We start from the raw sequence: 25839 nt of genomic DNA, 5'->3' as shown, positions 1-25839 counted from the left end.
TAATCATAAATCACTTTCAGGGCGGCATTAAATTGTTAAGTATTGCTTAGCTATGTCCCTTAAAGTTTGGAGTCATAATGAGTTTTGATAAATTAGCGCAAAAACCATTCTCAATTGGGGTTGAACTTCCACTTGATAATGATTGGGCACATTTCAATCAACAATCAAATCAATCATTTGGGATCCCTAATTTAGCTAACCATGAATCACGTGTTCAACTTGCTGATGAGCTTGGCTACGCAGCGGCATGGGTTCGCGACGTACCGATTTATGACCCGCAATTTGGTGATGCCGCCCAAGTTTATGAAACCTTCAGTTACCTTGGCTACTTAGCAGCTAAAACCAAGAATATATTACTTGGCACCGCAGCGGTGGTATTGCCATTGCGCCAACCTTGGCTTGTTAAAAAGGCAGCAAATACTGTGCAAGCGCTTAGTAATGATCGGCTAATTTTAGGTGTTGCCAGTGGTGATAGACCTATTGAATATCCTTTATTCGATATTGATTTTGCAAGCCGTGGTGAGCAACTACGTGAATCTGTTTCGCTACTTAAAGGCGCCCCTAAGCGACCTTTAGAAGCGGGTCAAAAGCTACTACCAGAAGTGAAAAATTTCCCACTTTATGTAGCAGGTCTTGCTCAGCAAAGCCCTCAATGGGTTGGCGAAAACATGGACGGCTGGCTTGCTTACCCAGGCACACCAGATGATCATCAAAAGCGTGTCGCTTTGTGGCGAGAGGTCGCAGGAAATAAGCCGTACGTTAGTTTTATTCATTTAAATTTATTAGATGATCCTGATGCACCTATAAAACGTCATCGTTTTGGGGTTGAAACAGGCGTCATCGGACTCATCTCAGAGCTAAAGGCAATGAAAAATGCCGGTGTGAATCACATCTGGTTTGCACTTTAGACGTAACGAATTACCCATTGAATGGGCATTAAAGCACATTGGCGAACATGTTTTGCCCACGTTCCATAATTAAGGAGTTATGATGTCACAATCAATTATGCCAAAACTGGGTTTTGGTACATTTAGATTACAAGACGAAGTTGCATATCAAAGTGTGCTAACAGCTATTGAAGAGGGCTTTAGACACATCGACACTGCGCAAATTTACGGTAACGAAGAAGCTGTTGGCCGAGCGATTAAAGACAGTGGTGTTGCACGTGGTGAGTTATTTATTACCACCAAAGTATGGAATGATAAGTTAAATAAAACGGACTTTATTAACAGCGTAAAAGAGAGCCTGACTAAACTACAACTAGATTACGTCGACTTACTGCTTATTCATTGGCCAAGCCCAGCCAATGGCGAAAGCATGCATGAGTATTTGAGTGAATTACAATCAGCAAAAGAGCTTGGTTTATCGAAAGAAATTGGTGTTTCAAACTTTACCATTGCACAAATGGAAGAAGCCTTAAGTATTTTGCCAAAAGGCGCATTATTTACCAATCAAGTTGAAGTTCACCCCTACCTAACCAATCAAAAGGTACGTGATTTTTGTGCCCAAAACGACATTCTCGTTACCGGCTATATGCCATTTGCGGTAGGTAAAGTACTTAAAGATCCAACCATCAAAGCGATTGCAGACAAACACCAAGTGAGCACCGCTGAAGTAGTCATTGCTTGGGAGTTAGCGCATGACATGGTGACGATACCGTCATCTACCAAACGCGAAAATATGGCTACCAACTTAAAAGCCCTTTCGCTTAGCTTAAGCCAAGACGAGATCAATCAAATTGATGCCCTTAGTTGCGGCGACAGGCAAGCAAACCCGGATTTTGCTCCTGACTGGGATCATGATGAAGTAAAGACAACTCATGCTTGGCAGTTTCAAGGTGCTGATAAAGCACTCGCTTTGGGATTGAAAGCTGTACCAGCACTTAAAGCAGGGCAAATTTTGGTCCGAAACCTAGCGGTTGGTATTAATCCAGTTGATTGGAAGTTTATTCAAGCTGACCCTATAAATTGGGCAGATACACATACACCTGGCGTAGACGGTGCTGGGGTTATTGAGCAGGTAGGCGATGGTGTCGATAGCAAACTAATCGGTAAAACAGTCGCTTATCATCATAGTTTGAGTGAAAACGGTAGCTTTGCTAAACACACAGTACTTTATGCAGACCGTGTTATGCAGGTGCCAAAAGGGTTAGCAGCCAATGTTGCTGCGGCATTACCTTGCCCACTGCTTACTGCATGGCAAGCTTTTAGCAAAATACCATTACGCAAAGACGAAAAAGTATTAGTAACCGGCATGGGAGCTGTTAATAAACTGCTGACACAAATGCTGAATCACAGTGGCTTTGAAGTACATGCTTTATCAAAAAGCCTAACGACTGAGCAAGCCGAAAAGCTTGGCGTTAAGTTAGTATTACGCGACGCACCATCTGAAGGTGGCTACTTTGCAATCTTTGATGCTAATGGTCCTGAAGAAGCTAAAAAGTTAGTGCCACTTCTACAGGCAAATGGTCATGTGATCAGTATTTTAGGACGCATTGAAACCCCCGTCGATGAACCATTCACGCGCACTATTTCTTATCATGAAATTGCCCTTGGTGCATTACACGATTATGGTGATACACAGCAATGGCAACGTCTTGTAAGTGATGGCGAAAAGCTCCTTAATGACATTGCGTCGGGTACTTTAAATGTTGAAGAACCCACTGACTTTGAATTTAACAATCTCAATGATGCCCTTGAGTTTTCTAAAGTTCAAAAGCAAAAAGCCGTTGTAGTTGTTTAGATATCATTTAAAAGGCCTCTTCTGAGGCCTTTTTATTTTATTCTGCTGTTTCTTTAGGTGTATAGTTGAATACAGCTAAATGATAAATAATCACTAAATTAGCTATAAACCACAGATCTTTAATTACAAACTGACCTAATCGCTCAAACACTGTAACGCTGCTAAGCGCATTAGGTGCGGTAATTAAAAATGTTTGTGTCATGATAAATACCGAGCAACAGGCTAGTCCAGCAAGTAAAATAAGTTTCGCATTTCTGATATACAAGCCAACACCTAACAGCGCCACACTCAAAATATCAAATATGCCAATCGCATTTGATGCCCCTTGCACGCTAAAAACAATATACAACCAAGACATAAACGGTGAAGACTCAACAAGGCTAACAATCGCATTTGCTTCAAAAGCAAAAAACTTCATGGCACCAATCCAAACCAACACTAATGCCACCGATGCATAATTCAAAGCAACATGCGCTTTATCACTCAAAACATCTTTGTAAAACACAAATAAAAATAAAGGAATAACAGCAAAATACTTAATAATACCCTGCCCCGAAACAATTACTGGAAAACCCCCTTCACTTGCAAGCCAACGATTTGCACTGAACAATGTAAGTAAACAGGCAAGTGCAATAATAAGAGCTGTCACGGTGGGAAGCGCCCTATTAATAAATCCTAAATGAGAATGAAGGCTGGTAATACCTACAAAACAAAGTGCAAAGCCTGCAATCATACTCATGAGATGATCAGGTACCTGAGTCTCTAAACCATAAAACGAAAATATACTGCCAATAGCATTGGGGTTTGCCCCCAAAATAAAAGACAAACCCAATAAAGAAAAACTGATAGTAATAAGTGCAATCACTAAATTATTTGATGTACGTAAATTCATTTAAACCCCTCTATAAAACTCAATTAGAAGACCTAAGTTAGGGATAAAAACATTCACCATTTTATAATTTACTATAACCTTTTCCTGTTAAATACATATAACCTTTTGAATAATAACAATTATAAAGTTAGTCTTGTGAAACTTTCACAAAGAGTGAAAAGATAGTCGCCAAAGCAATTAACATCGCTATTACGACCAATGCAGACGCAAGTGAAGAAAAATGTGCAATTTGACCGACACTTGCAAATTCCATTAATACACCTAAATAACCAAATGTTGTTACAGCAGGAATTGCCGTAGCTTGCGACATGTAGGTTTGCTTCCCTGCCGCAGAAAACATAATTGGTACAACGTTGGCACAACCTATTCCCATTAACACATAACCAAATAGCGCAACATAAAAGCTCATTGATACAATAGCGATTATCAAGCCAAGGCTTGCTACTAAACCACTTATAGTCAGAACAGCCCTTTGCCCATGCTTTGCAATAATGCGATCGCCAAATAAGCGCCCTAAAGTCATTGTGACTGAAAAGCTAAAAATCCCTAATGCCGCCATTCCTGTTGATGCATTTTGATAATCAATTAAATATATTCCGCTCCAATCTAAAACGGTTCCCTCTGCGAGAAACATTGCAAAGCAAATAATGCCAATTAAAATCACCGGGCCTTTTGGGAGCGCAAATGCAGGACCTTCATTGGGGCTTGCAAAAGGAAGTAAGTCTCTCTTTGCGAAGATCAAACACAGTAATACTATCGCCGCCATTAGCATACAGATTTCGAATGCCGAAAAACCAGCAATTAGCAGCATTGCTACAGCACCCGCCCCTAAAATACCGCCTAAACTGTAAAAGCCATGAAAACCAGACATAAGTGAAAGCTTAGAACGTTCTTCAACCAACACAGCCTGAATGTTCATAACACAATCAGTTGCGCCGATAGAAAGGCCAAAAATCACCAGTAAAGTTGCCAAGCTAGCCACACTATTTACTAAAGCAAAAAATGGTAGGCAAAAAATAATCATCATCGTTGAAAACTGTAATACACGTTTACAACCATACTTAGTTGCGAGCGCACCTGATACAGGCATAGCAAATATTGCACCTGCACCAAGACACAAAAGCAACAACCCTAAAGTACTCTCATCAATGCCAATATGCGCTTTAATTACTGGTATGAGCGATGCCCACGTAGCCGTGGCTAAACCTGCACACAAAAATAGTAACCTTGTAACGAGTACTTCGCGCTTTTTAAACGGATACCTTTCTAACAACATCAAACAAAACCTTACATAAAACATCACAATCGAGCAGGGTAAGTGACTAGGTTAAAACCCGTCACCTTCCCTCATTCCAGTTTATAACTAAACTAAGGCTTAGTTATTGAGCTATTTAACTCTAAATAATCACAAAATTGCTAAAACGAGCATGCAATGCTACATTAGCTTTAGTTTAAACTGCTCACTTGTGATTATTTATGCTCGATTATGCTTCATTCCCAGATCAGAGGCAAGCACTGATCAAAGATCATTTACAACAAACCGGCCGAGTTGTGTGTGTTCAATTAGCCAAAGAACTTAATGTCTCCGAACATACGATCCGCCGAGATCTGCAAGAATTAGCAAATCAAGGGGTGTGTAAAAAAGTGTATGGCGGCGCTGTCATTAATGCACAAAATGATGGCAGTTTAGTGCAACGAATGGTTTTAAATAGTGACCGTAAGCAGCTTTTAGCTAAAGCGTGTATTCCTTACTTTAAAGAGCATGCATTTATTTTTATTGATTCTGGCAGTACCAATTTAGCCATTGCAAGTATGATCCCACACGATCTTACCTTAACGGTGGTTACCCACACGCCTGCAATTGCTATTGCACTACAATCACACCAACAATGTGATGTGATTCTGTTAGGTGGAAAAATAAGTAAGCAACAAGGCGCTGCAATTGGTAGTTGCTCGTTAAAGCAATTACAAACAATGCATTTTGACCTAGCAGTTTTAGGTGCTTGCGCAATCGATGCCGAGGTGGGTGTTTCAGCGTTTGACGTTGAAGATGCACAGTTTAAACACGCTATAGTAAAACAAAGCAATAATGTATTAATCGCCGTTACTGAAGAAAAACTGTCTTCAGTCGCAAGGCATAAAGTGACAGCGTTAGACGCTATTTCTGTTTTAGTTACTGATGCCAAGAAAAACGATATAAAACTCGCTGAATTTAAAGACACTGAATTAAAACTTGTCTGTACCTCTGAATAAATTAAAACAGCAATTTTGTTCAAGTTTTTAGGTTGCCAGCTTCGCTATATTGGCGTAGGAATAATAACGAAGCGCACACCCTTCAGGAGCACCTGTGAGCAAAGACAATCACTTTAAGTACATTAACAACGAACAGCATCAGAGCATCTCGATGTTGACTGCGACTATGAGTGATTTTACCTATGCAAAACATGCTCACGAAGAGTATTCAATTGGTATTACTCTACAAGGGCGGCAAGATTTCTTTTGTCGTAATGCGTTTTATAAAAGCGTACCTGGCAATGTCATTTTGTTTAACCCAGAAGATATTCACGATGGTCACTCTGGCACTGAGCAAAACCTAGAGTATCTTATGCTGTACATTCATCCCGATGAATTTAAGCCTTTGTTCAAAGCACTTGGATATAAGCAAGATTGCACATTACGTATGGCAAACACCTTGTATGCTGATCCATTACTGCGTAATCAAGTGATTCACTTATCAAGGCTTTTACAAACCAATAGCACCAGCAAAATAGAGCGAGAAGCAGCAGTGTTGCAAATGGCGCAGTCTTTAGTCAGGCTCAACGGCAGTCTTGATTTGCCAACTTTAAGTACCCGAGTTGATAGCTTGCTTCTGCGTGCAAAAGACTACATTTTGGCAAATATCGACAATGACATTTCTATTGATGACATTGCCCATGCTGCCACCATGTCGAAATTTCATTTTATCCGCCGCTTTCGCGAGCACTTCGGTATTACTCCACATCAATATGTTTTGAACTGTCGTATTAATTATGCCCGTAAAGCGTTACAAGTTGGCCGCGATGCCACCAGCGTGGCGGTTGAATCTGGCTTCGCTGATGCCAGCCACCTCAATCGTAACTTCAAACGAGCATTCGGTATGACACCAAAACAATTTCAACTGCAATGGGCTCGTAGATAGAGCTGAATTACTGATTTGGAGCTGTTATGGCAGATATTTTTGCATATGCTATTGGCATTATGTACACCCCTGGGCCAATCAATTTACTCGGTTTAAGCAGCGGCTTAAATAAACAAACTCGTTCACACCTTGGTTTTTTATCGGCGTGGGTAGCGCGATGTTTATCTTATTTGTGCTGCTTGGCTACCTTGGCTTGCAAGTGATCAATCCGCAGTTTTTGCCTTATGTGAGCTTAATTGGTTGCGGCTATATTTTGTATATTGCTTGGAAAGTCGCAAAAGCAAATGTACAGGTGAGTGATACCTCAGCAGATGCCTCACTTAGCTTTTTCGATGGCCTGTTTATGCAGCTATTAAATCCAAAAGCCTTGGTGGCCACTTTGCCAATTGCTACGATTCAATTCCCAAGCGCCGATATTACTGGCGCTGCAATCGTATTTTGGTCTTTTATTTTAGCCATCCTTGCCTTTGGTGCGCCAACAAGTTACTCGTTAGCGGGCTTAGTGCTTGGCAAACAAGTATCACGGCCGGGTGTTTTTTATGTGTTTAATAAACTGATGGCTGTTTTGTTGGTTTATGTCGCGTTAATGATTGCCTATGAGCATGTGCTAACCCCGTTAATGGCCTAAAATTGATCATCCCGAACAAACAGGCATAATAGCCTTATTCAGCAAACGGTTATCGCAAAATTATGCAAGGCAATCTATCTATTCGTTCTTACAGTACTAAGCCTGTTAGCCATAGCCATGACTATCATCAACTTGTACTGCCATTAAAAGGTGTGATTGCTATTAGTGTCGGTGATTTTCAAGGTAAAGTCGCCCCCGGTGAATGCGTGGTTGTCAAAGCCTCGCAATCACACCTGTTTACCGCAATGCCAGAAGCTCAATTTGTGGTGGCCGATATGCCAAAGCTACCTGATAACCTGGCCACTGCTGAGCGCTGCGTGTTTGCTATTAATCAATCACTTTGGGCATTTTTGCAGTTTGTGGCAAAGCAACTTGAGCAAGCGGTTAATCGTGAATTAGAACTTGCCATGTTTAACACCTTCAATTTGCTGTTAGCTGAGCAAATTATGCAGCCTAAGGTCGACAGTCGTATTAGCGAGGCCCTGCTTTATATTGACAGTCACTTAAGCGCTCCTCTTCATATCAAACACCTTGCCAGCATTGCCTGTTTAAGCCCAACGCAATTTAAGCTGCTGTTTAAGCAACAAACCGGATTAACTGTCATGAACTATGTAACCAAACAGCGAATGGAAAAAGCCCAAGCCTTACTCAGTCATACCGACTACCCGTTGCAGCGTATTAGTGAGCTAGTTGGTTACAATGAGCTTTCATCTTTTAGCCGTAGTTTTTCAAAGTACTTTGGCTTATCACCAAGCAAGTTCAAAAAATAACTTTAGTTTTAAACGCCAACAAAACCGTCCTTTTTGTCAAAAACCTTGCATCAATTTTGATTATGCTTTTGATATCTTAAATTTAAAGCGAATCATCAATGAACCATACCATCGCGACCATGGCCGTTTTAGTTGCCAGTGTGTTTTGGGGCACAACAGGCACGGCCGCAAGCTTTGCACCAGACATAAGCCCTTTTGCAATAGGTGCGTTTGCAATGGGATTTGGCGGCATATTGCTATGCTTAACCTCACTCAGCTAATAAACAATGCCAGTACTCTGCGTAAGCACTGCCGCCTAACCCTACTTGGCTCAGCTTGTGTGGCTGTTTATCCGCTGGCATTTTATACCTCGATGAATAGTGCTGGTGTGGCAATAGGCACCGTTGTTTCGATTGCCAGCGCCCCTTTATTTACCGTCTTATTGGAATACTTAATTGAGAAAAAGCCCATTTCAACTCGCTGGCTAGTCAGCTTTTGCTTTGGTGCGATTGGCATTGGCTTAATCGCGTTAGGCAAAGACTCACACTCTGCTGCTAAGGGGCTGTTTAGTCAAAACATCGGCATTTTACTTGGCTTAATTGCAGGGCTTACCTATGCGGGCTATTCATGGGTTGCCAAACGTTTAATTAGCAACGGCGTTCATTCAAGAGCGACTATGGCGAGCCTATTTGGCGGCGCTGCATGTGTACTCTTGCCTTCGTTATTGATCACTGGAGATACACTTTTTGCCACAGTTACCAATACCAGCGTGGCGCTTTACATGGCCATAGTACCGATGTTCTTAGGTTATTGGCTATTTAGTATTGGCTTAAAAACCATCGCGGCTAGCCAAGCCGTGCTCATTACTTTACTTGAGCCGATTATCGCCACCGTACTGGCTATTGTGATTTTAAATGAGCAATTCCAGCAAATTGGCTGGCTTGGAATTGGTTTAGTGAGCGTTAGTTTGGTAATTCAAACGGTCAATATTAAGCAGTTCGTGATACACTGCAAAAAACGCTTATTGACGATTTGAGATGAGAAAAGACAGCCGATTATCACGGGTTTTGCATGTGCTGATCCATTTAGACAGCTACAGCCACCCTATTACATCAGAGACATTAGCAAACATGTTAATGACCAACCCTGTGGTCGTGCGCCGTACAATGGCGTTACTGCGCCAAGCAGGTTATGTGTCGGCAATCAAAGGTCACAATGGCGGCTGGCTACTGGTCACTCCCTTAACAGACATCACTTTATTTGATATTCACCAAGCGCTTGGCGAAAAGAACCTGTTTGTAATTGGTCTAACCGATGAGCACAGCAACTGCCCTATCGAACATGCAGTTAACAGCGCCCTGCAAAACGCAATGGACGATGCAGAAGCCCTGTTATTAAAACGTTTTGCTGAAGTGTCGCTTGCAGAGCTTGCCAGTCAATTTAAAAAATAAGCGTCGTTACACTGCCTATTAATTGGCTTACGGCAATAAAAATAGGCAATCACAGCCTAATTAAGAGCCTTATACTTATAAAGCAAGCGGTATTTCGATTTTAGAAATAAAATCCCATCACTGCCATCATGTAGAGCAAGCACTCTAAACACCCTACAAACCCGACCATTTCAAGCAATTAAGTAAATTCCCAATCTATCCTGGTCATTTTCCGATTGCCTGCCATAGTGCTTTTTCGGCATTTTAGACAAACACCCTGTCATTTTAGGCAAACATTCGTTTCAGCCCACTCCTATACTTAATCTCAATCAAGGACGCAAAGCAAACAGCTCTGCAATCGAGAATAGTCTCTGTCCTTACTTATTAACCCAAAGAGGATTTATGCTCATGAACAAAGTTACTTTTCCAAACACGAACGGTTTAGATATTACTATCGCGGGCTTATTAAATTTACCTGCTGATTTTGATGAAACAAAAACATACCCAGCCGTTGTCGTATCGCACCCAGGTGGTGGTGTTAAAGAGCAAACAGCAGGGACTTACGCACGTAAACTAGCTGAGCAAGGTTTTGTCGCTATTGCATACGATGCATCTTACCAAGGTGAAAGCACAGGCGAGCCACGCCAACTTGAAAACCCACATGTTCGTACCGAGGATGTGAGTGCAGTAATCGATTACTTAACGACCTTACCTTATGTAGACAATGATCGCATTGGCGCAATGGGGATCTGTGCGGGTGCAGGTTACACCGCAAATGCTGCAATTAACGACCGCCGTATTAAAGCCGTTGGCACAGTCAGCATGGTAAATATTGGCCAAATGTTCCGTAATGGCTGGGATAACAATGTAAAAGACAGCGACGCTATCCCATATATCCAAGCTGGCTCTGATTCTCGCACATCGGATGCAAGTGGTAACGAGATTGCGACCATCCCAATGGCACCACTTAAAGAAGAAGATGCACCAAACGAAGAGCTTCGCCAAGCGTGGGAATACTACCACACAGACCGCGCAGCTTATTGCACTGCACCGGGTTTTGCGACTGCACGCAGCTTAAATCAAATCATCACTTATGATGCATTCTTTAAAGCTGAAGCATTTTTAACGCAACCATTACTGACCGTCGTCGGCAGCAATGCAGGCAGCAAGTGGATGAGCGATGACCTAATGGCGCGCGCAGCATCAAGCAGCAAAAAAATGTACATCGTTGAAGGTGCGAACCACATGGACCTATACGATGGCGAAAGTGAAATCACTGAAGCAATCAGCGTATTAGCTCCTTTCTTTACAAGCAACCTGTAATTATTGATCTGTATGAGCCCGAACAGGGCTCATTACTAAACGGCATTTAGGAGCAAACATGAACATTCAAACAGTTAGTATTCAAAACCACGATATGGCGTGGGAAATCTCAGCACTTGTTTTAACGCCTGCTAATTTTGATGAGTCAAAAACCTACCCAACCATGATCAGTGTTCACCCATTTGGTAGCTGTAAAGAACAGACCTCAAGTAGTGTTTATGGTAAAGCACTTGCTGAAGCAGGTTATGTGGTTATTGCCTTCGATGCCAGCTACCAAGGTCAATCTGGCGGTACACCTCGTTTTATTGAAAACCCATCACAACGCGTTGAAGATATTAGCCATGTTATTGATTATGCCGTGACACTGCCTTATGTCGATAACGAGCGCATTGGTAGCATTGGGGTATGTGGTGGGGGGGCTTATGTATTTAACTCTGCACTGACTGAAAAACGCGTAAAAGCCGTGGTCGGCATTACGCCGGTTAATTTAGGTCGTCTATTTAGAGAAGCATTCACCGAGTTTAACCCGCTTGGCGCACTTGAAGCGATGGCGGCACAACGAACTGCTGAAGCACTTGGTGGTGATTTACAAGTTAACGAATTACTCCCACCAAGCATTGAGTTTGCCCGCGACAATGGCCTGACTGAACGTGATGTTTTCGAAGCGACTGATTACTACAAAACATCGCGTGGTCAAAGTGAAGGTGGCGCAACACGTATGTTATTTTCTCATGCACAAAAAACCCTCACGTGGGATGCTTTCGCGTTTGCCGAAACATTAATGACTCAACCTATGATGGCTGTAATTGGTCAAAAAGTAGGGGCATTTGGTGCATACCGTGACGGTAAAGAAATTTACGGAAAATCATTTTCATCAAAAGACCGACAACTCGTTGAACTAGAAGATTGGTCGCACTATGACCTGTACGATAAGCCTGAGCCAGTTGCGCTAGCGATGCAGCAAATACTGCCTTTTTTAGCAAACCACCTATAAGCCAATATTTTCGGGCAGCTGTGTTAAATGCACCTGCCCACTAACACATTTCTAAAGAGGTCATGTAATGAAAAACGTCGTTATTTTAGGAGCAAATGGACAAATCGCTTCATGGGTCATCGCAATGCTTTCTGAGCAAAAAGATATCCAAATGCGTCTAGTTGTTCGTGATGCTAAAAAACTTGAAGGAAACATTCCCGCTAATGCGCAAGTTGTTACTGCTGATGTACTCAACCAATCGCAACTAGAAAGTGCACTGGAAGGTGCCGATATCGTTTATGCCAACCTGTTTGGTGACATGGCTGCGATGGCAAAAAGTATTGCAGCTGTAATGATTAAACTGCATATTTCTCGACTAATTTTTGTTAACTCACTTGGTATTTATAATGAGTTACCCGGTGAGTTTGGCAAATGGAACGATCAAGAAATTGGCCAATACTTAGGAACTTATCGAGAAGCCGCAGATATTATTGAAGCATCTGATCTAGACTACACAATACTAAGAGCTGCTTGGCTTACCGATTATGATGAAATAGATTTTGAAACAACGCAGCGTAATGACGTATTTAAGGGAACTGAAGTTTCAAGGAAAAGCGTTGCAGCACTGATAGCTGAAATCGTTTCTTCACCAGAGACTTATTCAAAAGCCAATATTGGTGTGAACAAACCAAATACAGATGGCGATAAGCCTGCTTTCCTATAAATAAAGTGGTTAAAGGAGTGGCGTAAATGATTAAATGGCTATTTATAATACTCGCAGTGGTCGTATTAGGGCTTTTATCTCTTGCCATTTGGGTCACACAAACAGAAAAATCACAGCATGCTAAAAACAGCTTACGTCTACAAAATGCTGAGCCGAAAATCACGCTTGATGCCAAAACAGCCGTCGTGGTTTTTTCTCGCTCTGGGAATACTGGGGTTTTAGCGGATCACATAGCACAAAAGCATAACGCGGAGCTGTTTGAGATAACGGCTACCGATTACGAACTAGGTATTCCTGGTTGGATAGCTGCTCTTAATGATGCCAGAAGCAAGGTAGCAACAATTACCCCGAGTAATATTAACCTTGAAGAGTATCACACCATTTATTTAGGCTCGCCTATTTGGCTTTATAGCCCTGCCCCACCGATATGGCAGTTTGCAAAAAATAATGACTTTTCAGGTAAAAATGTGATTTTATTTAATACCTTTAATAGTAAGTTCGAACAGCATTTTATTGATGATTTTGAAAAGCTGGTTCGGGCAAATGGCGCAAAAACGTTTTCTCACAGGTACGTGAATCGTGGCCGTATGGGCTCTCAAATTAGTAGCCAAGATATGCTCAATAAATTTGACAGCCAAGATAACTAACCGTGAGTTTTAAACATGATAGACACCAACCATCAAGAGATTGCTAAACCACTCGCGCAAAAGATTATGTTATTCGCTAATAAAGCGGGTGATATTACCTCTCATACGCCAGAGCTCACATTGCACATTCGTAACGCACCAACCGACCCCTTGCATTGTATTTACACATTAAGCCTTGCAGTGGTGCTACAAGGTGCAAAAATGCTTTCAGTCGAAAACAGTGTACTGCCCTGCTCTGGTGGGCAAACCATGTTAACAACTTTCGACTTACCTGTGGTATCCCATGTGACCGAAGCAACACGCCACCAGCCATTTGTTGCCATGGTGCTAAAGCTTGATTACAACTTAATTTTGCAAACGGACGCAGAACTTAAGCTGCCAAAACAATCACGCAACGAAACGTTTGCGCCGATTTCTATTCATAATATCGATGCAGGACTCACTGATGCACTCACTCGGTTATTTGAGCTTGAATATAACCCTGCACTTCGCGACGGCTTACAGCCATTACTCATGAAAGAAATTGTTATTCGCCTTTTACAGGGACCTCACGGGCCTCACCTTAGAAAACTGGCATCAGAGGGGTCACCAAGTAGTCATATTGTCAGAGTTGTGAGCTGGCTTAAAACCAACTTTATGCGCCCAGTACAAATTGAAGAGTTAGCAAAACAAGCGCATATGAGCTCATCAACATTTCGCCAGCACTTCAAAACCATTACTGGCACCAGCCCATTGCAGTATTTAAAAACCTTACGCCTGCAAGAGGCTCGCGATCAAATGCTGATCAATGGTCTTGATGCTGGTCAAGCAAGTGGTGTGGTCGGTTACGAAAGCCCTTCGCAATTTAGTCGCGAGTACAGCCGTTTATTTGGCCTGCCTCCGCAAAAAGATATGCAAAGGTTAAGGCAACAACAGTTATAAGAGATAAATGCGCTAAGTATGACTTAGCGCACCTTCTATTAAGCTTTATTAAATGGGTTACGGGTATCTTGGTCGGCATCGAGATTCCGCATCAAAATTGCGTGCTCTAAATCGATATCTTCTGGTAGAGGGATTTTAACAATATGGCCCGAACCTTTTGCATCGCTAATGGCTTCGCCTTTTTTGTTTTCCATAAAATCTAGCTTGAAGTTAATATTCCCTTTTGGCGTCATAAGCTCAAGTGAATGACCAGTACAGAACTTATTCTTCACATCAATTTCAACTAAGCCATTATCGTTGCGGCCTAATACTTCACCCACAAACTGCTGTTTATCTGACACCGAATGACCATACTCATAGTTTTGATAGTCTTGATGTGCGTGGCGCTTTAAAAATCCTTCTGTATAGCCTCGGTGCGCTAAGTTTTCGAGGGTTTTAAATAAGTTTGCGTCAAATGGACGACCAGCAACGGCATCATCAATGGCTTTACGATACACTTGCGCAGTACGTGCAACATAGTAGAAAGACTTAGTGCGGCCTTCAATTTTTAAACTATGCACGCCCATTTTCGTTAGTTGATCAACATATTGAACTGCACGTAAATCTTTTGAGTTCATTATGTAAGTACCATGCTCGTCTTCAAAAGCAGGCATATACTCACCAGGACGGTCCTGCTCTTCAAGCATAAATACTTCGTTACTTGGGGCACCATCTCCTAGAGTTGGGATCACCGCTTTAGGGTCGATTTTATGTACCATTTCGCCGGTTTCATTTTCAGTGCCCGGTTTCACATCGTAGTTCCAACGACATGCATTAGTGCACGTTCCTTGGTTTGGATCGCGTTTATTAATATAACCCGATAACAAGCAACGGCCAGAATACGCCATGCAAAGCGCACCGTGAACAAACACTTCAAGTTCTGTATTTGGGCATAGCTCACGAATTTCAGCGATTTCTTCAAGGGATAATTCGCGCGATAAAATGACTCGTTCAATACCCTGCTGAGCCCAAAAGTTCACTGTGGCATAGTTCACCGCATTGGCCTGCACAGATAAGTGAATTGGCATATCTGGCCATTTTTCACGCACTAACATGATAAGCCCAGGATCAGACATTATCAGGGCATCTGGCTGCATTTCAATGACTGGCTCAATGTCGCGTAAATACGATTTTACCTTGGCATTGTGAGGAGCAATGTTCGACACCACATACAATTTTTTATTTTGCGCATGCGCTTCGTTAATACCGATTTGCAGGTTATCTAGGTCAAACTCATTATTACGAACACGAAGACTGTAACGAGGTTGGCCAGCGTAAACGGCATCTGCACCATAGGCAAAGGCATAACGCATATTCTTTAAACTACCCGCAGGTGATAACAACTCAGGCGTAAAAGGACGAGGGGTCAAAATAGGTGACGACATGAAAGCTCCACACATCGAACCGAGTACAAGTCGGTTGCATGAATTAATACGATAATGAAGCGCGGCAGTATAATAACCTGCCCATTAATTTTATTGATCTAGATCATGCTTGATAGAAACTTAGCAAACCAGCTGTGAGCCTATAAAAAGAAAAAGGTGACCAATCCTATGGCCACCTTTTTTGATCAAACTCAATTAACTATCCAGGGTAATTGGTTTGGAATTGCTAATAATATCACTTAACCATCACTTTCTATTAGGTAATTTTGCTATATGAAGAAAGCAAAACTTTCAATACAAGCTGTTAGTATATTTGTAACTTATTAAAATTTATCACATATTTATGACACTGATATGAAAAAGGCCCATAAAATATTTATGAGCCTTTGGCATCTAATACAGTAATTAAAGGCTATGTATCTAAGTGTGCACAGCGGCCAAACTTGGCACCAGCTTTAACAGCTTTAACCACTTGCTTAGGAAAACTAAGCTCACGATCTTGCCCTTTATCACACACAAAGGCCTTATTTGCATCAACCTCAATGGTTAATGGTGTAGGCAAACCTACAACCCCGGCCATCATTTCAGAACCATCGCTGCTTACGCCAAAAATACCATTAGTCATCAAGTTAGTTGCTTCTACAACACCTTGTTTAGTGAAGAACTCTTCCCCAGTCATCCATCCTAATCCGTCAATATAAATCGTTGCCCCTGCAGGCATACCATTAATTAACACACGACCAGTTATGACCGACAAATCATCATTCGCATCCAAAACCATATTTAGTGGTAAGCCTGCGGTTTGAACGATATCTTCGTGGGTTTGATTAAATGGTGATGCGCATAAATTATTATTAAAGTAAAAATACGGTACATCCTCACACCAGCGTAAACCACCTAACAAGGTTACTTCATCTGTTACGGTATTCCACACTTTAACGCCTTCACCGAAGGCACTACGACCAAACCCCCTTTGTGTACCAAAGGCGACAAGCTCACCATCAACTGAGATCACCGATGAATTTAACGCTCCAAACTCTTTGTAAGTATCACGTAATTTTCCATCCACCCAAGCGAGCTGTGAGTTATTATTATTACCAGATCCTGTCACAGTGCGGCCATTACCAGATACACGATCGGCACGTACCCACGCTTCAGTTCGTTCACCATTGATCAAAGCTTGTACTGTTCCATAACTACTAGGAATGAACTCTATACCATCTGTTAATAAAGTTGCCTTTCCTGTTTTTGTATTCCATACAGTGGGCACGCCATACGAACTGGCTCCTTCACCAACAGCACACTCATCCCCGCCAGCATTAGGTTTTCGAGAGTTACCAACTACCTTGTATCCAGATCATCCATATCCCAAATAGAGTGCGAGCTTACGCCTTGCTGGCCACCTAAAGAGCAGGTGTTATTGGTTGGATCTTCAAGTTCAATTAATTTATTTGAGCGAATATCCCAAACAGCACCTTGGCCTACACCATCATTATCAAGATCTGCAATCACAGCCGCTTTGGTTGCATTTTTGTTCATTGCCGCGTTGGTGGCAGACAAAACCGCGTAACCCTCTGGCGTCGTTAATGTCTCAAAAGTATTATGATTGCTATCATAAACAAACGGCGTGCCTCCCTGCGTTGTACCAAACGCCCTTTTACCATTTTTTGCATGATCACTTACCCATGCAGAAACTAAAGGCGTATATTGAATGCCATCATTATAGCCATTGAAATACATAGCGACTTCTTTAGTTTCACCTCCTGCAACGACGATAGGTGTCATGTTGCAAGCATCATCCAGTGCTGGAGAACTGCTTTCGCCTTCATTCCAATATTCATTCACGGAAATAATATCGGTAGGTGTCGTTGGGTAGCCGCCAGCTCTAATTGGGTCCATGTAAAGTGCGTAACGCCCACCAGGCGTCAAACCATTAATTGTAAAAGAACCGTCTGGGCCAATACGACCTTGAGTTAAATTACCACTTTGTTGAGTGATCACATCGTACAAAGGATTATCAAGATTGCGTGCAACCATATTCATACCTGAATATTCAACGCCTTCTTTTGTAAATAGCTTTCCTTTTATAGTTCCATACTCACTGAGATAACTTGCGCTTGGGTATAAATCAGAGATATTTACAATGTCATCTCGAACATTAACTGTTCCCTGCTCTTGTCCTTCAATGCTGCGAACATTAATAAAAGGAAACATTGTTTCAATACTATCAGTCGGTGCTTGACCACGACCGGAGTAAGCTGTTGTTCCCGTACAGCCTGCAACACCATCGTGCATTTGATACCATGGCGTTGCAATATAGGTAAAATGACCATTTGCTTGAGAGTGAGACATATTCATCGCGTGGCCAAACTCATGGGTGAACACACCTTGTACCATCTTCCCTTCTGTATCATTAATATCGATATACCAACCATTCATTAAAGCCGTTGCTTCAGTAATTTCACCGGTTTCTTCATCAGCCCATTCAGGAAAAGCAATACCTAGTACTTGGTCGCGTGGAATACCAAAATAATTTTCTAAGATAGCACCATCAGTGTAGTAGTTAACCCAAAAACCATAACCGTTTTCTGCATTATAAATCTGGTCTACATTCGATGCATTGACATCGCGGATCCCTGTTTGACTTTCTATCGTACCCGCCACAGACATTGTTAGGGTCGATGTTTCAACATTTGACCACTGCGCAACAGCCTCTGCTGTTACGGCATTAGCTTGTGCAATTGTCAAAAAAGTATAATCACGCTCTAACGCTACATTTTTGGGCAACACAGTGCCATCAGGCAATGTGATATCGACATTAAAGATTGTTCCTTTCTCTAAAACAGTAAATGACTGAACATCTTTCCCATTCTTATCTTTAATTAGTTGCCCCCCATCAGTCCAAACTGGAATGTCACCTTTTGAGGTATCCCATTTATAAGGTTGCATGGTTTTATCATGAATATATAAAGTTCACCTGCTAATACAGTTGTAGAAAGCGATGCCAATGCAATACTTGCAGCAAGTTTCGTAAATCTCATCATTATTTTTCTCCCGCTAATTTGCCAACTAAGTGCATAAATTCATCCACGTTTATGTCTTGAGGGTTAGTCAGCATATTGCGCTCTTCATGCGAAAAATTAGCAGTGTCCATGCCTTCAAATAATCCACTATTCGCAAACTGGTTAAGAACCTTGCCATCACGAACAATAAACTTACCTTGCGCCATGCCAGCCGTTGTTTGAAAACCAGTAATAGATGCAGGTTTATACATAAACGCAATGACATTTTCTCCTTCATGCCATTTTGCAAAGCCATCAGGGGTTACCCCCAGATACACCTTGCCATTACCCATTGAGCGAGGCTTGATTAGGCCAAACTGACGGAAGGTGTAATTTGAATCGTCTTTTAACTTACCTTTAGCATCTGACGAAACCTGAATAGTCACTTCGGTATAGGGGCGGTTGTTGTCAAAACCATCGGTTACGCTTACTACCTGCCCGGCAATAATGCTCTGTGAAACAACGGCCATCTCTTGTAAGTTTTGTTGTTTTAGTTTCATAGCATTGGCTGCTGGGCTCAAAGTTAGCATGCTGCCAAGTGCAAAAGCTGACGCGCATGACAACTTAGAAAGTGCACTGCGTAGTTTCATTATTCTCTCCTTTAATTATTCGAATAAAAATAAGACTTTTTGTTTATAAAAAATCCAATTACTAATATTTTATGATTGAATAAGTTCAAGAATTCACGAAAAACTATGTAGCGTTTTGTACACCTAAATTTAACATTTGAGTTACAACTTAGTTGTTGCTATTTCTCACAAACAAGATAGGCTAAAGATCCAATGAAATTATATACTATTAATTTTCAACAATTTAAAACGCAATAGTTTATCATTAGCAATTAGATTAGCCGCATAAAGTGAACAAGAAGTTAACGAAATAAGTTGGTGTTTTTACACTTTTTAGATGTATTATGCAGAGGGGTGAATTACTACTAATTAGCTTAGCTAGGTGAGCTAATTGTAAGCAAGTAGAGATTAGGTATGTCAGCAGAGAAGCCCCCGCGACAATAGCTGATTAATAGCGATTTAAAAAATATGACTACTTCCAACTTCAGGAACTTGGTTAGGTTTAGTTCAATAAATATAGGGGCTGTAATGGGTAATACGCTTGCGAAGTCCTCTACACAGGCATAGTTGCCATCACTGTAATAATCAAAATCATTAACAAACACTTCTGTGATATCACACACGCTATGTATACTCGTAACCACGCTGAGTTCATTGTGGAAACAAGTGCTTAACTGTAAAAGGTGTTCGCATTTTATACTCATTTTGCTGAGCATTTTTAGATTCATGAAAATGCCATCAAATGACTATTTAATTAAATTAGGAATTTTCACGTAAAGCGCGTATAATTCGCGCCCGTTAATATTTAACCTTTTAAATTTAAAATTATTGGAGCATAAAGATGGCTTTAGAGCGTACTTTTTCAATCGTAAAACCTGATGCAGTTGCTAAAAACCACATCGGTGCTATCTACAACCGTTTCGAAACTGCGGGTCTTAAAATCGTTGCAGCTAAAATGGTTCACCTTTCAAAAGAAAAAGCTGAAGGTTTCTACGCTGAGCACAGCGAGCGTCCTTTCTTCGGTGCTTTAGTTGAGTTCATGACATCTGGTCCAGTAATGGTTACTGTTCTTGAAGGTGAGAACGCAGTACTTAAAAACCGTGAAATCATGGGTGCTACTAACCCTGCTGAAGCACTAGCTGGTACTTTACGTGCTGACTACGCAGACAGCATCGACGAAAATGCTGTTCACGGTTCTGACGCTGTTGAATCAGCTGCACGTGAAATCGCATACTTCTTCGCTGACGAAGAAATCTGCCCACGTACTCGTTAATTTCGAGTTCACAGCTAAGTCTGTGATGCAGAAGAAAAAGGGCTTTCGGGCCCTTTTTTAGTCATTAGCTAAGCCCATTGTAAATCTGTTTAGCTAATGACTAAGTCGATTAAATAATGTACAATCGCGCACCCAAACTACTTACCACCGTCACTGATTGAGGTTGTTTCATGACCACTGAAAAAAAGATTAATTTATTAGATTTAAACCGAGATGCAATGCGTGAGCTTTTTGTATCATTCGGTGAAAAGCCATTCCGTGGCGATCAGGTGATGAAATGGATTTATCATTTTGGCGTAGACAATTTTGACGACATGACAAACGTCAACAAAAAGCTGAAAGAAAAGCTAAAAGCTGAATGTGAAATTGTTGCTCCTGAGATCTCAGTTAAACAAGTAGCGACTGATGGCACTATTAAATACGCCCTGATGCTACAAGGTGGCCAAGAAGTAGAAGCTGTTTGGATCCCAGAAAAAGACCGTGCAACTTTATGTGTATCTTCACAGGTAGGTTGTGCCCTTGAATGTACCTTCTGCTCTACGGCTCAACAAGGCTTTAACCGTAACTTAGCGGTGTCTGAGATCATCGGCCAAGTTTGGCGTGTCGCGAAAGATATTGGTTTAGACGGCGACAGCACTAAACGCCCTGTAACTAACGTTGTAATGATGGGTATGGGTGAGCCATTACTTAACCTTAAAAACGTCGTACCAGCAATGGAACTTATGATGGACGATTGGGGTTTTGGTTTATCAAAACGTCGCGTGACATTAAGTACCTCAGGTGTGGTTCCTGCGCTTGATCTATTAAAAGAGAAGATTGACGTAGCATTGGCTATTTCACTACATGCGCCAAACAATGAGCTGCGAGATGTACTAGTACCAATTAATAAAAAGTACCCAATTGAAGAGTTTTTAGCCGCATGTCGTCGATATATCGATGGTTCTAAAGCAAACAAAGATGTGACTATCGAATACGTTATGCTACAAGGTGTGAACGACAGTACCGATCAAGCCCACGAATTGGTTAAAACACTTAAAGGTACACCTTCAAAAGTGAACCTGATCCCGTTTAATCCATTCCCGGGTAATGAATATGGTCGTTCGAGTAACAGCCGTATCGACCGCTTCTCTAAAGTATTACAAGCAGCAGGTATTACCTGTATCGTTCGCCGTACTCGTGGTGATGATATTGATGCAGCTTGTGGTCAATTAGTGGGTGATGTCGTTGACCGTACTAAACGTTTAGCGAAAAAGAAAATGCGCGAAGATAACGCAATTGCGGTAAACATTCACCAAGCATAAGCGTAACTTTTGAAGTTAAGCCTTTGTGGCAAACTCGTTATTTTTAAAATAATAGATGCAACACAAAGGCTTTTCGGTAAGATAGGCATACGGAATCAAAGAAGAGATTAGGTAATGCGTTCTATACTTGCCATTACTGTTAGTGCATTTGCATTAACAGGGTGTGTTACAGAAAACAGCTACGAAGGTAGCGACAGACCCGTTGTTGAAAAACAAGTTAACAATACCGGTGCTGCCCGTACCCGTATCGCCCTTGCGTTACAGTACTTAAAAACAGGCAATAACTCACAAGCAAAATATAATTTAGAACGCGCCGCAGATTTTGCACCTGACCTCCCTGAAGTTCATTACTCTTTAGCTTATTACTATCAACAGGTTGATGAACCAGAACTTGCCGATAAAGCCTATCAGCGCGCATTAAAAATTGCCCCTAATGATCCAAACACCTTAAACAATTATGGTGTATTTTTGTGTGGCATTGGTGAGTATGACCGCGCTGCAGAAGAGCTTCTTAAAGCGATTTCAATTCCTAGCTATATCCGTGTAGCTGAAAGTTACGAAAACTTAGCTTTATGTGCGATTGAATTTGATGACTTCGAAAATGCGGAAAAATACCTAAAATCAGCACTTAATCACAGCTCGCAGCGCCCTTCTTCAATGATAAGCTTAGCTGGTTTGTATTACGCAAAAAGCGATTTACATAAAGCTGAAGATATTATTGAAAAATACGAATCAACAGGCCGCGTAACACCTCGTGCACTTATGCTCAGCTATCTTATCCAGCAACGTATGGGACACATAGAAAAAGCCGAAGCAACTGCAGGTATCATTTTACAAACTTACCCCGGCTCAAACGAAGCTAAAGCCATTTCTTCTGGGCAGGTTAAACGTTCAGAGTTTGAAATATTACGAGAAAAATATCGTCAAGCTCAACTCGAAGAGCTCCAGATTTCAAGCGATAACTCATCGGTTAGCAAAGACCAACCAAAGATCCGAATCGTAAAAAGAAAAGCCCCAACAAAGGCGAATGAAACAGTAATTGTAGATAAGACAGATGTACAAACTTCTAATGCAAAAGAAGTATATGCTACGAATCAGCAAAAGTCAGAAGTGCCTGCAATTAATGAACAAGAAACTGTCGAATCAACCCAATCTGCTGCAAACATGCCAGCCCTAGTTGTAGAGCAAGCAAAGATTCAGCCCGAACCTTCGGGTTTTAAGACTGAATCGTCAAAAAAAATAGCATCAACCGCAACTAAGCCTGTCGATACTGAAGCTGTTGTTAATGCGCTTGCGATAAAAACACCAGAACAAAAGAAAAGTATATCAACACCTAAAGCAGCTAACGATGAAGTCACTATTGTTTCTTTTGGGGCACCCACATCTCCTGAAATTAAGCAACAAACTTCGACTTCTGCAAAAGCTGTCAGCAAAAATGAAAGCACAGTGATATTTTATCAGCCTGAAAAAGATGAAAATGTCTTTGGCGAAGAATCCAACCATGCAGGCCAAACGAGTCAAACCTCGTACTCAGTGACTTCTGAACAAATACAATTACCCATGCTCAACCCACGTGTACCTGCGCTGAATATCCCCTACCATATTATTGAAAATGGTGAAAACCTATTTAGCATTTCAGTGCGATACAATGTTAAACTACAGAAGATTTTGCTGTGGAATGGCTTAAAAGAATCGGATCGCGTACAAAACGGTACTCGCATCTATTTAAATGATCCGAATATTTATCACGACATTAATGCTGGTGATACTTTGTACGACATTGCCACGCAGCATAGCGTATTAATCGATCAATTAATGCGCTGGAACAAATTGAGCCCAGATGTTGCCCTTAAGCCTGGGCATAGACTTTTATTGGTAGATCCAGACTCATACGCATTATGAATGAAGAAAACAATTTAGAACAACCACAAGAAACGCTCGGCCAAGCGCTAAAAAAACGCCGCGAAGATGCAGGAATGAGCCTTGAGCAGCTTGCTGGTGCATTAAAACTATCAGTTTTACAATTACAACGATTAGAAAACGACGAACATGAATTACTAGGCCCTGCAACCTTCGTAAAAGGGTATATCAGAAGCTATTGTCGCGAGCTAAAAATAGATAGCCAAGCCATGCTTGAATTGTTACCTGAGCATGTTGAGCCAGCTAAAAAATCTAATATGCAGAGCTTCTCTCGTCGCACCGAAAAAGAAGCAAACGATAGCCGTTTAATGCTATTCAGTTATTTTATTTTAGCTGTCATTATAGGCTCATCGGTCGTTTGGTGGTGGCAAAATAGTAATCAAAGTATCGAAGAGCCGGTAACAACGGCGATGCCAAATCAGCTTGAAAGTAATGAGCTAACCACTAATTTAGCAGACGAAGCGCCAGTTGAAGAAACAGTTCAATTGCCTACAGAAGACAAAGAAGTTATTGAGCCACAAGAAACTGTGCCAATAACTAACAACGAAGCAGCAAATCAGGCTGCGTCACAAAGCCAATTAACTGCTCAGCCGCAAACCAAAAAAGCTGATCCTGAGCACAGCGAAGTGGTGATGCACTTCAATGAAGATAGCTGGGTAGAAATTCACGATGGCAACGGCGATCGTATTGCTTTTGGTGTTAAAAAAGCTGGTTACGTTATGACAGTAACCGGCCCACAGCCATTTAGTGTGGTACTCGGCAAACACCAAGTAGTCGATATTACTTTTCAAGGTCAAGCTGTCGATACCTCACATTTTGCCAAAAATCGCTTAGCTAAATTTACTTTACCGTTATCAGAGTAACCGCAATGTTTTCAGAATCTCCTATTAAACGTAGAAAATCGACCCGTATTAACGTAGGTAATGTGCCAATTGGTGATGGTGCACCAATTGCCGTTCAGTCGATGACTAACACCAACACCCTAGATATCGATGCAACGGTTGCACAAATTCAAGCTATTCAAGATGCCGGCGCCGACATTGTGCGTGTGTCTGTACCAACCATGGAAGCAGCTGAAGCATTTAAAAGCATTAAAGAACAAGTCACAATTCCACTAGTAACAGATATTCACTTTGATTACCGTATTGCGTTAAAAGTGGCTCAGTATGGTGCGGATTGTTTGCGTATTAACCCGGGTAACATCGGTAGCGAAGAGCGTATTCGTGCCGTTGTAGACTCAGCCCGTGAGCATAACATCCCTATTCGTATTGGTGTTAATGGCGGTTCATTAGAGCGCGACTTACAAGAAAAATACGGTGAACCAACGCCAGAAGCTTTACTTGAATCAGCTATGCGCCACGTTGAGATCTTACAACGTTTAGACTTTGACCAATTTAAAGTATCCGTTAAAGCGTCAGATGTATTTTTAGCGGTCGGTGCATATCGTCTACTTGCGAAAGAAATCGACCAGCCACTGCATTTAGGTATTACCGAAGCAGGCGGTATGCGCTCAGGTTCTGTTAAATCAGCTGTTGGCTTAGGTATGCTACTTGCCGAAGGCATTGGTGACACATTACGCGTATCACTTGCTGCCGATCCGGTACAAGAGATCAAAGTAGGTTTTGATATTTTAAAATCATTACGCATTCGCTCACGCGGCATTAACTTTATTGCCTGCCCGAGCTGCTCACGCCAAGAGTTTGATGTGGTAAGCACCATGAACCAACTTGAAGAGCGCCTTGAAGACGTAGTTGAGCCTATGTCAGTGTCGGTGATTGGTTGTGTGGTAAATGGCCCTGGTGAAGCGCTGGTTAGTGATATCGGCCTTGCTGGTGCGAACCGTCGCTCTGGCTTATATATCAATGGTGAGCGTCAAAAAGCACGTATCGATAACGATAACATTGTCGACCAACTTGAAGGCTATGTGCGCGACTTTATCGCTAAAAAAGAGAAAGAAACGCCAATCGACATCAAAATCGTTGAATAATTCGCATATACTCGGCAAACCCTTGGGTTTGCCGTTTACCTTTAGAGCCCAAACGGTATAATAGCGGGTCAATTTTTTAGTTTTTCTTGAGGCGCG

At 41.7% G+C, this 25839-nt stretch carries 25 protein-coding genes and 1 pseudogene; 20 read left to right on the top strand and 6 right to left on the bottom strand.

What is annotated here, in order from left to right:
- Positions 1–77 precede the first annotated feature (77 nt).
- The 3 genes and pseudogenes from ACRWSG_RS18850 (at position 78) to ACRWSG_RS18840 (ending at position 2742) form a co-directional block, all read left to right on the top strand.
- A complete protein-coding gene (locus tag ACRWSG_RS18850) occupies positions 78–908 on the top strand; it encodes an LLM class flavin-dependent oxidoreductase (protein WP_462167182.1) in 831 nt (276 codons plus the stop codon).
- A gap of 82 nt (positions 909–990) precedes the next feature.
- Positions 991–1797 (top strand): annotated as a pseudogene (gene dkgB / locus ACRWSG_RS18845) (2,5-didehydrogluconate reductase DkgB); the annotation flags it as partial.
- A 60-nt stretch (positions 1798–1857) separates the two neighbouring features.
- Positions 1858–2742, top strand: a complete 885-nt coding sequence (locus tag ACRWSG_RS18840; RefSeq protein ID WP_462167539.1) for an alcohol dehydrogenase catalytic domain-containing protein — start codon at positions 1858–1860, stop codon at positions 2740–2742.
- A gap of 37 nt (positions 2743–2779) precedes the next feature.
- Here the strand turns inward: ACRWSG_RS18840 and ACRWSG_RS18835 are convergent, their stop codons facing one another.
- The gene (locus ACRWSG_RS18835) at positions 2780–3634 is read right to left on the bottom strand and encodes a DUF417 family protein (RefSeq protein WP_462167181.1); all 855 of its coding nucleotides are present in this window, start codon (positions 3632–3634) and stop codon (positions 2780–2782) included.
- Positions 3635–3761: 127 nt separating this feature from the next.
- Entirely contained in the window at positions 3762–4910 is a 1149-nt protein-coding gene (locus ACRWSG_RS18830) for an MFS transporter (protein ID WP_462167180.1), read from the bottom strand.
- A 200-nt stretch (positions 4911–5110) separates the two neighbouring features.
- On the opposite strand from ACRWSG_RS18830, the gene ACRWSG_RS18825 reads away from it, so the two are divergent.
- From ACRWSG_RS18825 to ACRWSG_RS18770, 12 genes are all read left to right on the top strand, one after another.
- Positions 5111–5887 (top strand): DeoR/GlpR family DNA-binding transcription regulator, encoded by a 777-nt coding sequence (locus tag ACRWSG_RS18825; protein ID WP_462167179.1) that lies wholly within the window; start codon positions 5111–5113, stop codon positions 5885–5887.
- A 94-nt stretch (positions 5888–5981) separates the two neighbouring features.
- Positions 5982–6812, top strand: coding sequence for an AraC family transcriptional regulator (locus ACRWSG_RS18820; RefSeq protein ID WP_130151864.1), 831 nt, complete (start codon positions 5982–5984; stop codon positions 6810–6812).
- A 157-nt stretch (positions 6813–6969) separates the two neighbouring features.
- Entirely contained in the window at positions 6970–7440 is a 471-nt protein-coding gene (locus ACRWSG_RS18815) for a LysE family translocator (protein WP_462167178.1), read from the top strand.
- A gap of 62 nt (positions 7441–7502) precedes the next feature.
- Positions 7503–8210, top strand: coding sequence for a helix-turn-helix domain-containing protein (locus tag ACRWSG_RS18810; protein ID WP_462167176.1), 708 nt, complete (start codon positions 7503–7505; stop codon positions 8208–8210).
- A 98-nt stretch (positions 8211–8308) separates the two neighbouring features.
- Complete coding sequence (locus ACRWSG_RS18805; protein ID WP_462167175.1) at positions 8309–8470, top strand: hypothetical protein; 162 nt, start codon at positions 8309–8311, stop codon at positions 8468–8470.
- Positions 8449–9225: a DMT family transporter gene (locus ACRWSG_RS18800; protein ID WP_462167174.1), complete on the top strand. Its 777-nt coding sequence runs from the start codon at positions 8449–8451 to the stop codon at positions 9223–9225. The genes ACRWSG_RS18805 and ACRWSG_RS18800 overlap by 22 nt, the downstream gene beginning before the upstream one ends.
- Before the next feature lies 1 nt (position 9226).
- Positions 9227–9640 (top strand): Rrf2 family transcriptional regulator, encoded by a 414-nt coding sequence (locus ACRWSG_RS18795; RefSeq protein ID WP_462167173.1) that lies wholly within the window; start codon positions 9227–9229, stop codon positions 9638–9640.
- A 387-nt stretch (positions 9641–10027) separates the two neighbouring features.
- Positions 10028–10942 carry an alpha/beta hydrolase gene (locus ACRWSG_RS18790; RefSeq protein ID WP_138617873.1) on the top strand — a complete coding sequence of 305 codons (915 nt, stop codon included), beginning with the start codon at positions 10028–10030 and terminating at the stop codon, positions 10940–10942.
- Positions 10943–11000: 58 nt separating this feature from the next.
- Positions 11001–11936: an alpha/beta hydrolase gene (locus ACRWSG_RS18785; protein WP_462167172.1), complete on the top strand. Its 936-nt coding sequence runs from the start codon at positions 11001–11003 to the stop codon at positions 11934–11936.
- A 67-nt stretch (positions 11937–12003) separates the two neighbouring features.
- Positions 12004–12639, top strand: a complete 636-nt coding sequence (locus ACRWSG_RS18780) for an NAD(P)H-binding protein (RefSeq protein ID WP_235372725.1) — start codon at positions 12004–12006, stop codon at positions 12637–12639.
- Positions 12640–12665: 26 nt separating this feature from the next.
- Complete coding sequence (locus tag ACRWSG_RS18775) at positions 12666–13286, top strand: flavodoxin family protein (RefSeq protein WP_235372724.1); 621 nt, start codon at positions 12666–12668, stop codon at positions 13284–13286.
- A 15-nt stretch (positions 13287–13301) separates the two neighbouring features.
- The gene (locus ACRWSG_RS18770) at positions 13302–14207 is read left to right on the top strand and encodes an AraC family transcriptional regulator (protein ID WP_462167171.1); all 906 of its coding nucleotides are present in this window, start codon (positions 13302–13304) and stop codon (positions 14205–14207) included.
- A 38-nt stretch (positions 14208–14245) separates the two neighbouring features.
- On the opposite strand, the gene trhP is transcribed toward ACRWSG_RS18770, so the two are convergent.
- The 4 genes from trhP to ACRWSG_RS18750 all read right to left on the bottom strand — a co-directional run bounded on the left by trhP (position 14246) and on the right by ACRWSG_RS18750 (position 19283).
- Positions 14246–15631, bottom strand: a complete 1386-nt coding sequence (gene trhP / locus ACRWSG_RS18765; RefSeq protein ID WP_462167170.1) for a prephenate-dependent tRNA uridine(34) hydroxylase TrhP — start codon at positions 15629–15631, stop codon at positions 14246–14248.
- Positions 15632–16043: 412 nt separating this feature from the next.
- Positions 16044–16901 carry a hypothetical protein gene (locus ACRWSG_RS18760; RefSeq protein ID WP_462167169.1) on the bottom strand — a complete coding sequence of 286 codons (858 nt, stop codon included), beginning with the start codon at positions 16899–16901 and terminating at the stop codon, positions 16044–16046.
- A gap of 71 nt (positions 16902–16972) precedes the next feature.
- The gene (locus ACRWSG_RS18755; RefSeq protein ID WP_462167168.1) at positions 16973–18580 is read right to left on the bottom strand and encodes a hypothetical protein; all 1608 of its coding nucleotides are present in this window, start codon (positions 18578–18580) and stop codon (positions 16973–16975) included.
- Positions 18581–18674: 94 nt separating this feature from the next.
- Positions 18675–19283 (bottom strand): hypothetical protein, encoded by a 609-nt coding sequence (locus tag ACRWSG_RS18750; protein ID WP_199528770.1) that lies wholly within the window; start codon positions 19281–19283, stop codon positions 18675–18677.
- Positions 19284–20103: 820 nt separating this feature from the next.
- Here ACRWSG_RS18750 and ndk point away from each other — a divergent pair.
- The 5 genes from ndk (at position 20104) to ispG (ending at position 25743) form a co-directional block, all read left to right on the top strand.
- Positions 20104–20535: a nucleoside-diphosphate kinase gene (gene ndk / locus ACRWSG_RS18745; RefSeq protein WP_036972405.1), complete on the top strand. Its 432-nt coding sequence runs from the start codon at positions 20104–20106 to the stop codon at positions 20533–20535.
- A gap of 170 nt (positions 20536–20705) precedes the next feature.
- Positions 20706–21836 carry a dual-specificity RNA methyltransferase RlmN gene (rlmN, locus tag ACRWSG_RS18740; protein WP_054553528.1) on the top strand — a complete coding sequence of 377 codons (1131 nt, stop codon included), beginning with the start codon at positions 20706–20708 and terminating at the stop codon, positions 21834–21836.
- 114 nt (positions 21837–21950) lie between these two features.
- Positions 21951–23738, top strand: a complete 1788-nt coding sequence (gene pilW, locus ACRWSG_RS18735; protein WP_462167167.1) for a type IV pilus biogenesis/stability protein PilW — start codon at positions 21951–21953, stop codon at positions 23736–23738.
- Complete coding sequence (locus ACRWSG_RS18730) at positions 23735–24619, top strand: RodZ domain-containing protein (protein WP_054553526.1); 885 nt, start codon at positions 23735–23737, stop codon at positions 24617–24619. Before pilW ends, ACRWSG_RS18730 begins: the two co-directional genes overlap by 4 nt.
- 5 nt (positions 24620–24624) lie before the next feature.
- A complete protein-coding gene (ispG, locus tag ACRWSG_RS18725; RefSeq protein WP_054553525.1) occupies positions 24625–25743 on the top strand; it encodes a flavodoxin-dependent (E)-4-hydroxy-3-methylbut-2-enyl-diphosphate synthase in 1119 nt (372 codons plus the stop codon).
- Positions 25744–25839 lie beyond the last annotated feature (96 nt).

The organism is Pseudoalteromonas sp. GB43, assembly GCF_054923805.1.
This window is presented reverse-complemented; position numbering and strand designations above follow the sequence as displayed.